The organism is Acetobacter sp. AAB5 (assembly GCF_050106715.1).
GTDB lineage: Bacteria > Pseudomonadota > Alphaproteobacteria > Acetobacterales > Acetobacteraceae > Acetobacter > Acetobacter oryzifermentans.
On sequence record NZ_JBNIEW010000010.1, the window covers coordinates 1 to 14,349 of the forward strand.

The window sequence follows — 14,349 nt, forward strand, 5'->3', positions numbered from 1 at the left end:
CTTCCGCCCCCTCACCCTGCCAGACCGCTTTATTGACCATAACACTCAGGCCGCCCAATATGCCGAGGCCGGGCTCTCCGCTCCGCACATCGTCGGAACCGCTCTAAGCGCGTTGGGCGTTGATTTTTCGGAACAAATGGCCTGATTTGATATGGCACGACGTCGTGTTGACCAGCTTCTTGTAGACAGGGGACTGGTTGAAAGCCGCACCAAAGCACAAGCTCTGATTATGGCTGGGCTTGTGTTTTCTGGTGAAAAACGCGTAGCTAAAGCTGGGGATCAGGTTCCTGAAGATGCACCTTTGCAAGTGCGTGGGCAGGAACACCCTTGGGTATCTCGTGGTGGCTGCAAGCTGGCTCATGCCATTGAACATTTTAGCCTTTCTCCAGAAGGACGGATCTGTTTGGATGTTGGTGCTTCAACCGGCGGGTTTACGGACGTGCTTCTTACTCACGGCGCCAAGCATGTTTACGCAGTTGATGTTGGCCACGGACAACTTGCATGGAAATTGCGGTCTGATCCACGCGTAACTGTGCTGGAAAAATGCAACGCCCGGTATCTGGATAAGACAACCATACCAGAAGCCCCTTCCGTGGTTGTGTGTGATGCCAGCTTTATCGGCCTGCGCACGGTGCTCCCTGCCGCGCTGGCTCTTACCACGGAAAACGCTTGGGCTGTTGCGTTAATCAAACCTCAGTTTGAAGCTGGCCGTGATCAAATAGGCGCTAAAGGCGTTGTGCGCGATCCTGCCGTGCATGATGCCGTTTGCGAAACCATTTTTTCTTGGTGGAGCGCTCTTCCCGGCTGGAAAGTGCTGGGGATTGAACCCAGCCCTATTACCGGACCAGAAGGAAATAGAGAGTTCCTTATTGCAGCTCAGCGCGTCTAGCTAAGACGGCTGATTGTAACACTAAATTAAATTTTCAGGTTTCCCTGCCTTTTTTGCATGGCAGCACATCAATTTTTTTGCCACATTTCTTTGTGATCCTTCTACACGTTATCACTAGGAATAAGGGCAAGCATCTTATGCGCAAAATTGCAGGTCTGTTTGGCGTCGCCTGCCTTGCATTTACAAGCGGTCACGCATTGGCGGCCCCAGTTTTTCATTCTGCATCCCACACTTCTGCCCCTACCCAAAGTATGCAGGCGACAGAAGTTGGTAATACGCTTTTGCGTGGATACGAGCAGGATGGCTTAATCCTGCATGATGATATAAGTGCAGGTACACTTTCAATTCAGGCAGACCCAGCAACACTACAAGCGCATGGTTCTAATACGAATAATCGCTATCGGTTGGCGATGAAAGATGTTCTTTCTGCTGCTGCAACATACGCGTATCTGTATTTTGGACAGAACCCCGATGCGCGGGAAGTTACCGTCTCTGCTAATATCCAGACCGATGGTTTTACCCCTGCCAGCGCAAACTCAGCAGACACGGCAGAGCCTGCCATGACTTTGGAAATTGCCCGACCCGCCTTTCCTATTTCTTCGGATACCAAACCCGATTCATATTCCGCACAAACCATTGGCATGATTCTGGATGGCATAGACGCTTCAAAAATTACCATTGCCCCATGGCTGCGTTCCGCCCTGAAGGAAAGCAACTAACGTGTAAGGGCTGCTGCCCACAACAGATACGAATGCGCATATATAAAAGAGGCTGGTATCTATCAGCCTCTTTTTTTGTTATATCCACTTTCCCTTCCTTTTTTGTAGCAGCATATCCGTAATGTCTTCGCGCACTTATACTTCCACATCAGCTGACGCTAACAGTTCAGCCCTTACCGATCTGAACGCGGAAGAACGTTCACGCATTCTGGCCAAGGCTGCGCTTTTTAGCCCCCCATCAGCCACTTTATCCGATGGACGAAGAGATTTGGTTGGGCTTTCACGCGATGAACTCACGGATATTCTGATAGAAATTGGTGAAAAACCCTTCCGCACCAAGCAGCTCTGGCACTGGATTTATCATCAGGGTGTGACAGATTTTTCGCGGATGAGCACAATTGCCAAGCCTCTTCAGCAGAAATTGGCTGAACGATTTATTATTGGGCGCCCAGAAGCTGCAACGGTTCAGACATCATCGGATAGCACACGTAAATTTCTGTTCCGTTTTCGCGATGGGCAGGAAGCTGAAACCGTTTACATTCCTGATCGGCGTGAAGATCGGGGCGCTGTGTGTATTTCATCGCAAGTTGGATGCACTCTTTCCTGCACTTTTTGCCATACAGGCACGCAAAAGCTGGTGCGTAACCTCGGCGCGGCAGAAATTGTCAGCCAGTTCATGGCTGCGCGGGATTCCTACGGAGAATGGCCCAGCCCGAAAGGCGAAACCCCTCGCCTTCTCTCTACTATCGTGCTGATGGGTATGGGGGAGCCGCTCTATAATTATGAGAATGTTGCCAAAGCCATGAAAATTATCATGGATGGCGAAGGTATTGGGCTCTCTCGTCGGCGTATCACACTTTCTACGTCCGGGGTTGTGCCGCTAATGGATCGGTGTGGTGATGAGCTGGGGATCAATCTGGCGGTCTCCCTACACGCAGTCCGGAATGATCTGCGTGATGAAATTGTGCCGCTCAATAGGAAATATCCAATTGAGGAAGTGCTGGCAGCTTGCAGGCGCTACCCCGCAGCCAGTAATGCCCGCCGCATTACATTCGAATACATCATGCTGCGTGGCGTGAATGACAGCGAAGCCGATGCACGTGAGTTGGTACGCCTGATTTCCGGCATTCCCGCAAAAGTCAACCTCATCCCCTTCAATCCGTGGCCCGGCAGCGCTTACAAGCCTTCCACGCGTGAACAGCAGAACCGGTTTGCAGAAATTGTTATGAATGCAGGATTTGCGTCCCCAATCCGCACACCTCGTGGTCGGGATATTCTGGCTGCCTGTGGGCAATTAAAAACGGCAAGTGAACGTGCACGCGCAGGTTCAGCACCTGTTTCAGAGTAATTTTTCCACACAAACAGCCCTTAGTGGGTGAATGCACTCTGGTTACGCGCCTCCTGCAGTGATAGGAGGAAAGCCATAGTTACAGATTTATATATCAGGAGATCTGCCTCATGGGCCCGACTTCCGCCCGGAAAGACGTCAAAAAGGTTGTGCTGGCTTACTCCGGTGGCTTGGATACATCTGTTATCCTCCGCTGGCTCCAGAAGACCTATGGTTGCGAGGTTGTTACCTTTACGGCTGATCTGGGCCAGGGGGAAGAACTGGAACCAGCCCGCAAAAAAGCGGAAATGTTTGGCGTAAAGGAAATCTTCGTTGAAGATTTGCGCGAGACATTTGTGAAAGACTTTGTTTTTCCGATGTTCCGGGCCAACACCCTGTATGAAGGCCAGTATCTTCTGGGCACATCCATTGCGCGCCCTTTGATTGCTCAGCGCCAGATTGAAATTGCAGAAGCCGTTGGTGCAGATGCCGTGGCACATGGCGCAACGGGTAAAGGCAACGATCAGGTTCGCTTCGAGCTGGCATATTACGCCCTCAAGCCAGATATCACAGTTATTGCCCCTTGGCGGGAATGGGATCTGACATCCCGCACACGTCTGTTGGCCTTTGCTGAAGAAAATCAGATTCCGATTGCCAAAGACAAGCGTGGTGAAGCCCCTTTCTCTGTAGATGCTAACCTGCTGCATTCTTCTTCAGAAGGAAAAGTTCTGGAAGACCCTGCCGTTGCTCCAGAAGAAATCGTGTTTCAGCGCACAATCTCTCCAGAAGCCGCGCCGGATAAGCCCACAGAAATCACCATGGATTTTGTGAGCGGTGACCCCGTTGCCATTAACGGCGTGGCTATGTCTCCGGCCACCTTGCTGACACGTCTGAACGAGTTGGGTAAAGAAAACGGTATTGGCCGTTTGGATATGGTGGAAAACCGCTTTGTTGGCATGAAATCCCGCGGGATTTATGAAACACCCGGTGGCACCATCCTGCTTGCTGCGCATCGCAGCATGGAATCCATCACGCTGGATCGCGAAGCCATGCATCTTAAAGATAGCCTGATGCCGCGCTACGCTTCCATTCTGTATAATGGCCTCTGGTTCTCTCCAGAACGGCGGATGCTGCAAGCTCTTATCGATGCCTCCCAGCATTCTGTTACGGGGCGTGTTCGTCTCAAACTTTACAAGGGCAATGTTATCTGCGTTGGGCGTGAAAGCCCCAACAGCCTGTATGATGCGCGCGTTGTAACGTTTGAAGATGATGAAGGCGCATATAACCAGCAGGATGCTCAAGGCTTTATTAAGCTCAATGCACTGCGCCTGCGCCTTGGTGCGCAGATCGGGCGTAAAGGTGGTGCCCTGTAAGGCCCCCCTTTCCACCATCCATCAGAAGGTGTTGAAGAAGATCATGATCCGTCGCTTTTCTCTTATCCCCTGCATGCTTGCGGCCAGCTTGGCCGTATCTCTTACGGCCTGTGGTTCTCACAAGGAAGAACAGGAACTTACGCCTGCTCAGCAGATGGAAAAGCTGCGCTCTGCACCTGGCGTAACCGTTCTGAAAGATGGCTTGGCTTATAAAGTGCTGGAATCTGGCCCCAAGGATGGTGAACAACCACGCCCGGGTGATGGCATGATGCTTATTTATGAAGGCCGTCTGCCAGACGGCTCCATCTTTGATAGCTCAGACCAGCATGGTAGCGGTGCCTATATGCAGATGCCTCTTGCCGGCCTGATCCAGGGCTGGATGGAGGCTCTGCCCTTGATGCACGTGGGTGATACATGGATGCTGTATGTTCCGCCAGAACTTGGATATGGACATAAATCCATGGGCATTATTCCTTCAGATAGCCCGCTGATTTTCCGCATCCAGCTTTTGGGTGTGGAACACGCACACAATTCGCCCTGATATAAACCCTTATGATAATGCGGGTTCTTGGTTTCAAGAACCCGCTTGGGTTTTTGCCCATGCTTTCTTCACGCTTTGCGTATCGTCTTTTATGTGGCGGCATGTTGCTTTTGGTAGCGGCTTGTTCTCCTAAAAGCGGCTCCAGCCTTTACGGCACCAATTGTGGTATTTGCCATCATGGTGGCGATGGTATGCCCGGCTCTGTTCCCCCTCTTGTAAACCGCATTGACCATATTGCCAGCACCCCAGAAGGGCGCAAATATCTGGCCGATGTGCTTATGAATGGTGTAAGCGGGCCTATTAAGGCTCATGGGGCGGCTTATAGTGCAGAAATGCCCCCCTTCCGCTACCTTAAAGATGAAGAAGTTGCCGCTATTCTGACTTGGCTTTCTGAGCGCGGAAACCTAAAACCTGCCCCAACAATAAGCCCGGCAGACATTGCGACCGCACGGGCTGATCGGAAATCGGCCGGTAAAGTTGCAGGCGAGCGGGAAGAACTGGATCGCATACATCCAATCCCATAATCTGTCCCTATAACATGCGGTGATACTTTTCTTATGCAGCGTATTTTTTCTGGTATTCAGCCTTCTGGTGTTCCCCAACTTGGCAATTATCTGGGGGCAATTCGAAACTGGGTTCATTTACAGGCAAACTATGAGTGCATTTTCTGCCTTGTAGATATGCACGCCATTACTGTGTGGCAGGACCCAGAAAAACTACGCGAACATACCTTAACACAAGCCGCTATCCTGCTTGCTGCGGGCATTGATGCTGATAAGCACATTCTCTTCAACCAGTCTGCTGTTTCTGCCCATGCGCGGCTGGCATGGATTTTTAATTGTGTTGCACGGATCGGCTGGCTGAACCGTATGACGCAATTTAAGGACAAAGCTGGAAAAGACCGCGAAAATCATTCAGCCGGCCTATATGTTTACCCCAACCTTATGGCTGCCGATATTTTGGCCTATAAAGCTACGCATGTTCCGGTAGGTGAAGACCAGAAGCAGCATCTGGAACTCACCAATGATATCGCCCAAAAATTCAACCATGATTACAAGGTAGAGTTTTTTCCGCAGGTAGCACCGCTTATTCCACCTACAGCCGCGCGTATCATGAGCTTGCGTGATGGCACCAAAAAGATGTCCAAGTCCGACCCTTCTGCACAAAGCCGGATTGAATTAACAGACGATGCCGATGCGATTGCTTTAAAAATTCGCCGTGCAAAAACAGACTCAGCCCCCTTGCCCGAAGATATTTCGGGCCTTGCTGATCGCCCGGAAGCAAAAAATCTTGTTTCCATTTATGCTGCCTTGGCAGATATTCCTGCCGAACAGGTACTAAAAGAGCATGCAGGCCAAGGCTTTGGACCATTTAAAGCCGCGCTGACAGAAATTGTTGTCAACGCTATTGCTCCTATCGGGCAAGAAACTACACGGCTTTTGCAAGATGAAAGCTATTTGCTGAATACTCTGCGCGCTGGTGCACAACGCGCACAAAGCATTGCGGAGCCTATTGTTTCTGAAGCTGAAAAACTTGTTGGTTTTCTAAAATAAACGCAATCTGACACTATTTTTTGCGTGCGGATGTTCGGGCATTTTCAATAATGCCCGGCGCCGCCAAAGCTACCAGAATAATTGCGACTATAAATAAAATATATTTTTTGCAATGCATGTAGCCTACAGCCCCTAAAATACCTCCTACAATAAAACAAAATACAATTTGCGCATGTAACCATAAGCGTTTTTTAATAACATCCAAATATTCATCATCAACATGATGGTAAAAAGATTCAAGCCAATCTGATATTTCTATCCCAAGGTCTGTCAACATTCCGGTAACATGGGTGGTACGTACAACAGACCCCGAAATGCGCGTGACTGTGGCGTTTTGTAACCCCATGACAAAACTTAAAACCAACGTAGCGCCCCCATCTGGCACTCCCGCCTGTGCAAACCAAGCAGATTTTACACCTAAAGCTACAAGGATAGCTGCCTCTAAAACCAAACTAAAAGCATATACCGCGCCCCACCCTTTCCGGCGGCCCATATTAACTAAAACGGTACAGACAATGGCGCCCAGAACAAAACTTGCAATTAAAGCAAAACATAAAAAGGCAGATCTAACATCCAAGGCATTGATTTTTAGAGCCAGACTAGATGCGTTGCCTGTCATATTGGCGCAGTAATATCCAAACTGCAGAAAGCCAAGCACATTTACAGCTCCTGCCACCACAGCAAGAGAGCTGCCGAGTTGCCGGTTCATCTGAAAACTGCGCTGACTTTTTTCTCGCAAAAGCATGACTAAGAATTTCTCTGCTTTAATGATGCAAAGCAATGCCATTGCCCTGTTTTTTTTACACTTTTTATATAAGAAGCCCCTTGCCAAATGTCTTAGAGGCAGATATTAAGCTCCCATAAACCGGGTGCGTAGCTCAGCGGTAGAGCATCGCCTTCACACGGCGGGGGTCACAGGTTCAATCCCTGTCGCACCCACCACGGTTTTTCCTAGTTTTCTGCGGGTTTTGGATAAATTATTGAACACTAAGGTGTTCTATTCAGTCCCGTTTTATCCCTCTTAGAAGCGGTAAATCGTTGCCAAAATTGTGCAAAATTGGTGCACAATTCGCAGCCCTTCTACCTATCCCCAATCCGCGTGAGCTTCACGGGGTGATGAGGCACCATCCCTTTCCTAATGTCGAAGCCACAACCCTCGGTCTCACGAGGAAAGTTGCTTCTGGGAACGCTCGGTCAGAAACTAACCCCTGTAAAACTGAGAGCCGCTGCTAGACAGTAGCAGGCAATGCAGAGGGATATAGACGGCGGACCTTAGTCGCGTGGCATATCCTCGTAGCCGACGAGTAGATGTCTTTATGATCATGAACATTAGTGAGCAAAAGGCGTTGAGGCTGGCATGTTCCGCCATGCTCTCTAATTACGAATTTTAAAGCGCGACCACCTATCGGTTCATCTCGTAAGCAAGATTTTATCAGTTTAGCCGATAAGCTTCTGTACAAATTGCCCTGACTGAGATTCCAGCAGAAAAATAGCCAGATACGTTTTTCAGAATTTCTTGTGAAATAAGACAGGCCCTGCTGGGGGCAAGATGATGCTCGCTTTCTGGCTCACTATCTATCGTAGGTTCAGCTTGGCAGTCATCAGAATGAGGAGTTTCATTTTCGGTCTGAACATGGTCATTCAAGGGGTGGAATAGAATTTGCATACGATGATATGATTTTTACGGCAGAATGCAGCATCGTTAGCCGTTCATAATAAAAAAGCCCTCCAAGGTTGGAGGGCTTTCCTAATATAATTTAAATTACGAAACCGTTAGAAATTGAATCTATTTTCAATTTAGCAAGAATCAAACGGCTGTTGTCGCAACTTCTGGTTCAGGGTTCAGCCGATACCCCCCTCCTTCTGTTACCAGCAAGGATGCATGAGCTGGATCTGGCTCAATCTTCTGGCGAAGGCGGTAAATATGCGTTTCCAGCGTATGTGTTGTTACCGCTGCATTATATCCCCACACCTCATTCAGCAAAACTTGCCGGGGCACTGGGCGCGTTCCTGCGCGATAAAGAAACTTGAGAATAGCCGTTTCTTTTTCCGTCAAACGAATGCGACGGTTTTTAGCCGGTTCCTGCAACAGTTTAGCAGAAGGGCGGAACGTATATGGACCAATGGAAAACACTGCATCTTCACTGTTTTCAAACAGTCTGAGCTGCGCCCGCAATCTGGCCAGAAGTTCTGCAATACGGAAAGGCTTGGCAACGTAATCATTAGCACCAGCATCAAGCCCTTTTACAATATCAGATTCATCATCTGATCCTGTGAGCATGATAACGGGCATACGCAAGCCATCCTTGCGCAGTTCTGCACAAAAATCGCGCCCATCTCCATCTGGTAGCGTTACGTCCAGCAGAATGGCATCACATCGCGCATCTGGTTCCTTCAGCTTCTGGCGGGCTTCGGCCAATGTTGCCGCCTCCAGAACCTGAAATTCCCCGTCCAACTGCAACTGCTCTGCCAGTGTTCTGCGAATGACTTGATCGTCATCTACAACCAAAATTGGGCGCGCACCCGTCATGGAACATCGTCTCCTTATGTCAGCCCTCTGGCTCGGCTGCCTTGGCCTGCTTCCTGCACGATCACAAAACGAATCGTATCGAAACCAATTTCTGGCATGATACGTCAACCTCACGCGAAAGCCATAAAGCAGGGGTAAGATTGTTTATGATGATACACGTCTGGCCAACAGTAAACAGCAATATGGATGCACAACTGCATTGCAGACACAAAAGCATGAGCGCCATTATCGGCAAGAATGGCGTAACGCACCATAAGCACGAAGGGGATCTGGCAACACCACTAGGCACCTTTCCCCTACGGCAAGTATTTTATCGGGCTGACCGGATTATAAAACCACAAGCCGCCCTGCCTGTTATCCCTTTAAGCCCGCAGGACGGATGGTGTGATGATCCATCATCATCCTGTTATAACCAGCACATCCAGTTGCCATCTTCTTTCCGCCACGAAATACTGTGGCGTGAAGATGCTGTATATGATCTGATTGTTGTGATCGGTTATAATGATTGCCCTGCAGAACCCGGCAAAGGTTCTGCCATTTTCATGCATCTGCAACGCCCCAACAAAACACCGACTGAAGGATGCGTTGCCCTAACAGAGGCAGACCTACGTTTTGTGCTGGCTGCAGGCGCTACAGAAATAACCATTCACCAGCCACGTTAAGCCGCATTGCCAGAAGCAGGCTTGGCTATTTGTTCCGGCGCAACCAACCCTATTGCCACGTATCCTGGTGTTAAAGTTGGTTGCGGCTCATCCTCTGCCGATACAATCGTGATGGCCGCATCTTTCTGAAGCACCAGAAACAACAGAAAATGGCTGCTTTCACTCAGAAGATAATCCTGATTAGCTTCGGTAACTTCTATCGCAACAAAATGCCAGCCTTGGCTCACCAGCGCTTCCAACACGGTAAAATTCCACGCAGGCTGCCCCAAAACCTTTCCGCGCGCTTCCCGGCTAAATCCGCGATACTGATCCAGCCGCGCAATGCCGGGGCTGACCTGATAAACCCTCTGCCGCCCAAAATGGGGCGCCAGATGTGCACAGACCAACCCATTGTAAATGGCATCTGGTGTAGCTGAAATAAGATAATCAGCCGGGCGTTCCTCCAAATTTTCTGTGCCTTCTTCCGATAAAACCTCAGCACATAAAACAGGCACGCCAGCAAGCTCGGCTGGGCGTAAATCACCCAAAGAACTATCCACCAGCAAAACAGGCGTGCCCACAGCGTGCACTGCCATAGCCAACTGTGTGGACCAATCATTCGCCCCCACAATGGCCAGCGCGGGTTGATTGGAAAGCGTAAGATGCAACCGTCGGCCTAGAGGAATAAGGGAAAAACCATGCAAAATCATGGTGGAGGCAATAACGGCAAAAACAGCCGGCATAACCTGAGAAGCCCCAGGGTAACCTGCATCCTGCAATCGTATCCCGGCGGCACCAGCAACTGCCGCCGCCACAATCCCACGTGGTGCAATCCACCCCATAAATAGCCGTTCGGCCCGGCTTAGGCTGGAACCTATGGTGGCCAACCAAATACCCAAAGGCCTGACCACAAACAGCACTGCCAGCGTTAAAGCCCCAATAGACCATGACAAACCAGCAAGCTCACTTCGTGTCAGATCGGCCGTAAGCATAATGAACAGGATGGAGACAATAAGCACCACCAGCGCTTCTTTCATCCGCTGGATTTCCGCCATACCGGGAATACGCAGATTAACCAACGCCATGCCGAATACGGTAGAGGCAATCAGCCCAGCCCCATCCATGGTTAAAGTGCCGATAACGTAAAGAATCAGCGCAAGGCTAAGCAGTATCGGCATTTTCAGAAGATCGGGCATTAAATCCCGTATGCACAGCCACCGCACAAACCATGCCGCACCAATGCCAAGCGCAATCATCAATGTAGCGCTCATCAGCATATGCGGGATGATAGATACAAAAAATGTGCCAGACCCCTCACCCGGCTGCATAAGCAGCACTTCCAGCACTAACGTGGCCAGAATGGCACCTACGGGGTCATTCAGAATGGCTTCCCACCGCAAAAAGGCTGCAATGCGCGGTTTCAGCTTGGCATGGCGTAACAGGGGCAAAACAACCGTTGGGCCGGTAACCACAATAATGGCGCCAAACAGAAAGGCAGGCCCCCAGCCCATACGCCCAACGTAATGGGCTGCAATGCTGCCTAAAATTAAATTGATCGGCAATGCCACCAGCGTAAGGCGCAAAACGCCCTCACCGGCTTCTTTTAACTGACGAAAATCTAATGCAAGGCCGCCTTCAAACACGATAAGCGCCACCGCCAAAGAAACCATTTGGTGGAAAGCGCTACCCGCAACCTCTGAGGGATGCATGATCTGCAACCCCGGGCCCAAAAGCAGCCCCAGAGAAAAAAGCAGAACAATGGCAGGTAACCTGAACCGCCAAGCCGCCCATTGTGCCAGCATACCGCCGCCCAGCACGAGAAAAACAAAAAGAATTACGCTTTCAGTCATGCTAGGCCATTTATCTTATTGGTCTGTAGGACCTGATGAATCAGGCATCAGTATTATGCGTAAGACCAATAAGATGAACAGTTAAAAATGTTTTCCTATTCTATACCTGCCTCAGGTTCTGGCGCGGCACGCTCCATGACGGCGGCAAAAAAGCCATCTGTTCCATCCCGCAGAGGACTTAAACTGATAGAGCTTTCCTGACGCAAGGCCTGCGGCATTTCTGGGCTACCTGAAGGAACAAGCCTGAAATCAGGATGGCGTGCTAAAAATGCTGTAACCTGATCCATGTTTTCTGCGCGTAGCAAAGAACAGGTTGCATACACCATACGCCCTCCGGCCCGAACAAGTGCTGCCGCCCGGTCCATAATGGCAGCCTGCTTTTCCAACAGCTCTGTCAGATCCTGTTCCGTAGTGCGGAAACGTGCATCCGGGTTCCGGCGCCATGTGCCCGTTCCGCTACACGGTGCATCCACCAATACCCGATCGAATGATCCGGCCCGACGTTTGGCCCATTTATCTCCCGGCACCAGCAAGTGCCGTTCAACATTATGCACGCCTGCACGCCGCAAGCGTTTAACTGCACCTTCTAACCGAGGCGCAGAAACATCGCATGCAACAATATGGCCTTTGTTTTCCATCATCATGGCCATAGCAAGCGTTTTACCGCCAGCGCCTGCGCAATAATCCAACACACGCATCTGGGGTTCAACGCCACTTATGGCGGCAACAAGCTGGCTGCCTTCATCCTGAATTTCCACCAGCCCATCACGGAATGCCACACTTGTTGTAACTGGCAAACGTGCAGGTAAACGCAGCCCCCACGGAGAAAGCGGTGTAGGTTCAGCATGCAGGCCTTCACATGCCAGACTACGCTGTGCCTCCTTACGGGGGCCACGCAGAATATTCACCCGCAAATCCAGAGGCGCTGGGGTGGACATAGCTGCAAGCTCTTCTTCCAGCTTATCGCCAAAAGTTGCTTCCAGATGAGGCAACAGCCAATCCGGCAGTTCCAGCCGAACAGCACGAGGCATTTCCGGGTTATCCAGAGTTTTGCCCGCAAGTGGCGTAAGGGTTGAAAGTTCCCCACGCGTCAACGCCCCTGCTGCAAAGCGCCCCTGCTCAAACATTTCCTCTACTTCTGCAAGAGAGAAACCATCGAACAACAGACGCGCCCCGGCCCGGAGCCGAGCAGACGCCACCTGCCCTTTTTGCTCCAACCACCAGCCAAGCCGACGCCACGCCCGCATAACATCCCATACAAGGCCGGATATGGCTCTGCGGTCTCCACCGCCCATATAGCGCCGCTCTCTAAAAAAGCTGTTGGCGACAGCATCGGCGGGTTTGCGCGGGGCGGCTTCCATTGCTGCAAGCAGATCAATAGCGGCCGCAAGCCTGGCTGAAGGTGTCATATGTGGTTATCAATCCCGACGGTAATTAGGAGCTTCACGCGTGATGGAAACATCATGCACATGGCTTTCACGCAGGCCTGCACCGGTAATACGGCGGAACTGAGCACCTTCTTGCAGCTCCTTCAGCACGCGGGAACCTGTGTAGCCCATACCGGCTTTAAGGCCACCCACCAGCTGATGAATAACCGCAGCCATGCTGCCTTTGTAAGGCACGCGGCCTTCAATGCCTTCTGGCACCAGCTTAAGCGCATCTTTGACTTCCTGCTGGAAATACCGATCAGCCGAGCCACGCGCCATGGCGCCAAGGCTGCCCATGCCACGGTAAGATTTGTAAGAACGCCCCTGATAAAGGAATACCTCGCCCGGCGCTTCTTCCGTGCCAGCAAGCAGTGACCCCACCATGACCACATCAGCACCAGCACCAATGGCCTTTACGATATCGCCCGATGTACGAATGCCGCCATCTGCAATGCAGGGAATACCTTTTTCCTTACATGCCAGAGAGGTTTCAAGCACGGCAGAGAACTGAGGCACACCTACGCCGGCCACAATACGTGTGGTGCAGATGGAACCCGGGCCAATACCGATTTTCACGCAGTCTGCGCCAGCTTCAATCAGGGCATGAGCAGCTTCTGGCGTGGCAACGTTACCAGCCACAATCTGCACATTGGCATCAAAGGCTTTCAGGCGTTCAACTGCACCCAAAACACCGGCAGAATGACCATGCGCTGTATCTACCACCAACACATCCACACCGGCTTCAATCAGCATCTTGGCGCGGCTAAAACCGTCTTCACCCACCCCTGTTGCAGCCGCACAGCGCAGGCGGCCCAAGCTATCCTTGATAGCCAGCGGATGGGCTACAGCCTTATCCATGTCTTTAACCGTGATGATACCTACGCAACGGTCTGCGTCATCAACCACCAGCAGTTTTTCAATCCGGTGTTTGTGCAGCAACTGGCGGGCCGTATCTGCATCCACACCATTTTTAACCGTGATCAGCCGATCTTTGGTCATCAACTCGGAAACGGGCTGGTTGGGATCTACGGCAAAGCGAGCATCACGGTTGGTAAGAATACCCACCAGCTTCTGCGTGCCGGGTTCCACCACAGGAAGGCCACTAATACCGTGGCGGTGCATGATATCACGCACTTCGGCCAGTGTCTGGTCCGGGCCAACGGTTACCGGGTTCACCACCATGCCAGATTCAAAGCGCTTAACGCGACGAACCTGCTCGGCCTGTTCTTCTGGTTGCAGGTTTTTATGGATCACGCCAAGGCCGCCTTGCTGGGCCATGGCAATAGCCATCTGGTCTTCCGTAACTGTATCCATCGCGGCGGAAACCAGCGGAATATTCAGTTCAATAGAGCGTGTGAGATGCGTGCGAACGGTTGTCTGGCTGGGCACAACGTCAGATGCAGCCGGCACAACCAGCACATCGTCAAACGCCAGAGCTTCCGTAACACGGCTATAGGGAGAAGAGGTCATGCTGCGGGCACCCTTGCTGAAATACAAAA

13 protein-coding genes and 1 tRNA gene are annotated in these 14,349 nt (G+C 51.1%); 9 read left to right on the plus strand and 5 right to left on the minus strand.

The window, feature by feature from the left end:
• Positions 1–151: 151 nt before the first annotated feature.
• From ACP7IZ_RS10055 to trpS, 7 genes are all read left to right on the plus strand, one after another.
• Positions 152–889 carry a TlyA family RNA methyltransferase gene (locus ACP7IZ_RS10055; protein WP_426848989.1) on the plus strand — a complete coding sequence of 246 codons (738 nt, stop codon included), beginning with the start codon at positions 152–154 and terminating at the stop codon, positions 887–889.
• 137 nt (positions 890–1,026) lie between these two features.
• Positions 1,027–1,608 carry a hypothetical protein gene (locus ACP7IZ_RS10060; protein WP_426848990.1) on the plus strand — a complete coding sequence of 194 codons (582 nt, stop codon included), beginning with the start codon at positions 1,027–1,029 and terminating at the stop codon, positions 1,606–1,608.
• Between the two features lie 121 nt (positions 1,609–1,729).
• Positions 1,730–2,956 carry a 23S rRNA (adenine(2503)-C(2))-methyltransferase RlmN gene (rlmN, locus tag ACP7IZ_RS10065; protein WP_426848992.1) on the plus strand — a complete coding sequence of 409 codons (1,227 nt, stop codon included), beginning with the start codon at positions 1,730–1,732 and terminating at the stop codon, positions 2,954–2,956.
• A 110-nt stretch (positions 2,957–3,066) separates the two neighbouring features.
• Complete coding sequence (locus tag ACP7IZ_RS10070; protein WP_089179136.1) at positions 3,067–4,308, plus strand: argininosuccinate synthase; 1,242 nt, start codon at positions 3,067–3,069, stop codon at positions 4,306–4,308.
• Positions 4,309–4,351: 43 nt separating this feature from the next.
• Positions 4,352–4,849, plus strand: coding sequence for an FKBP-type peptidyl-prolyl cis-trans isomerase (locus ACP7IZ_RS10075; RefSeq protein WP_012813070.1), 498 nt, complete (start codon positions 4,352–4,354; stop codon positions 4,847–4,849).
• Between the two features lie 59 nt (positions 4,850–4,908).
• Positions 4,909–5,373 carry a c-type cytochrome gene (locus ACP7IZ_RS10080; protein WP_426849092.1) on the plus strand — a complete coding sequence of 155 codons (465 nt, stop codon included), beginning with the start codon at positions 4,909–4,911 and terminating at the stop codon, positions 5,371–5,373.
• A 33-nt stretch (positions 5,374–5,406) separates the two neighbouring features.
• A complete protein-coding gene (trpS, locus tag ACP7IZ_RS10085; RefSeq protein WP_426848995.1) occupies positions 5,407–6,402 on the plus strand; it encodes a tryptophan--tRNA ligase in 996 nt (331 codons plus the stop codon).
• Positions 6,403–6,415: 13 nt separating this feature from the next.
• Here trpS and ACP7IZ_RS10090 read toward each other — a convergent pair whose 3' ends face one another.
• Complete coding sequence (locus tag ACP7IZ_RS10090; protein ID WP_426849093.1) at positions 6,416–7,147, minus strand: YoaK family protein; 732 nt, start codon at positions 7,145–7,147, stop codon at positions 6,416–6,418.
• A gap of 122 nt (positions 7,148–7,269) precedes the next feature.
• On the opposite strand from ACP7IZ_RS10090, the gene ACP7IZ_RS10095 reads away from it, so the two are divergent.
• A tRNA-Val gene (locus tag ACP7IZ_RS10095) sits at positions 7,270–7,344 on the plus strand.
• Between the two features lie 865 nt (positions 7,345–8,209).
• Here the strand turns inward: ACP7IZ_RS10095 and ACP7IZ_RS10100 are convergent.
• Entirely contained in the window at positions 8,210–8,932 is a 723-nt protein-coding gene (locus ACP7IZ_RS10100; protein WP_003623877.1) for a response regulator transcription factor, read from the minus strand.
• A 146-nt stretch (positions 8,933–9,078) separates the two neighbouring features.
• On the opposite strand from ACP7IZ_RS10100, the gene ACP7IZ_RS10105 reads away from it, so the two are divergent.
• The gene (locus ACP7IZ_RS10105; protein ID WP_426848997.1) at positions 9,079–9,594 is read left to right on the plus strand and encodes a L,D-transpeptidase family protein; all 516 of its coding nucleotides are present in this window, start codon (positions 9,079–9,081) and stop codon (positions 9,592–9,594) included.
• Here the strand turns inward: ACP7IZ_RS10105 and ACP7IZ_RS10110 are convergent.
• The 3 genes from ACP7IZ_RS10110 to guaB all read right to left on the minus strand — a co-directional run bounded on the left by ACP7IZ_RS10110 (position 9,591) and on the right by guaB (position 14,320).
• Positions 9,591–11,423, minus strand: coding sequence for a cation:proton antiporter (locus ACP7IZ_RS10110; protein ID WP_063354172.1), 1,833 nt, complete (start codon positions 11,421–11,423; stop codon positions 9,591–9,593). The genes ACP7IZ_RS10105 and ACP7IZ_RS10110 overlap by 4 nt on opposite strands.
• 95 nt (positions 11,424–11,518) lie before the next feature.
• Complete coding sequence (locus tag ACP7IZ_RS10115) at positions 11,519–12,832, minus strand: RsmB/NOP family class I SAM-dependent RNA methyltransferase (RefSeq protein WP_426848999.1); 1,314 nt, start codon at positions 12,830–12,832, stop codon at positions 11,519–11,521.
• Between the two features lie 9 nt (positions 12,833–12,841).
• Positions 12,842–14,320, minus strand: a complete 1,479-nt coding sequence (gene guaB / locus ACP7IZ_RS10120; RefSeq protein ID WP_035350963.1) for an IMP dehydrogenase — start codon at positions 14,318–14,320, stop codon at positions 12,842–12,844.
• Positions 14,321–14,349: the final 29 nt, after the last annotated feature.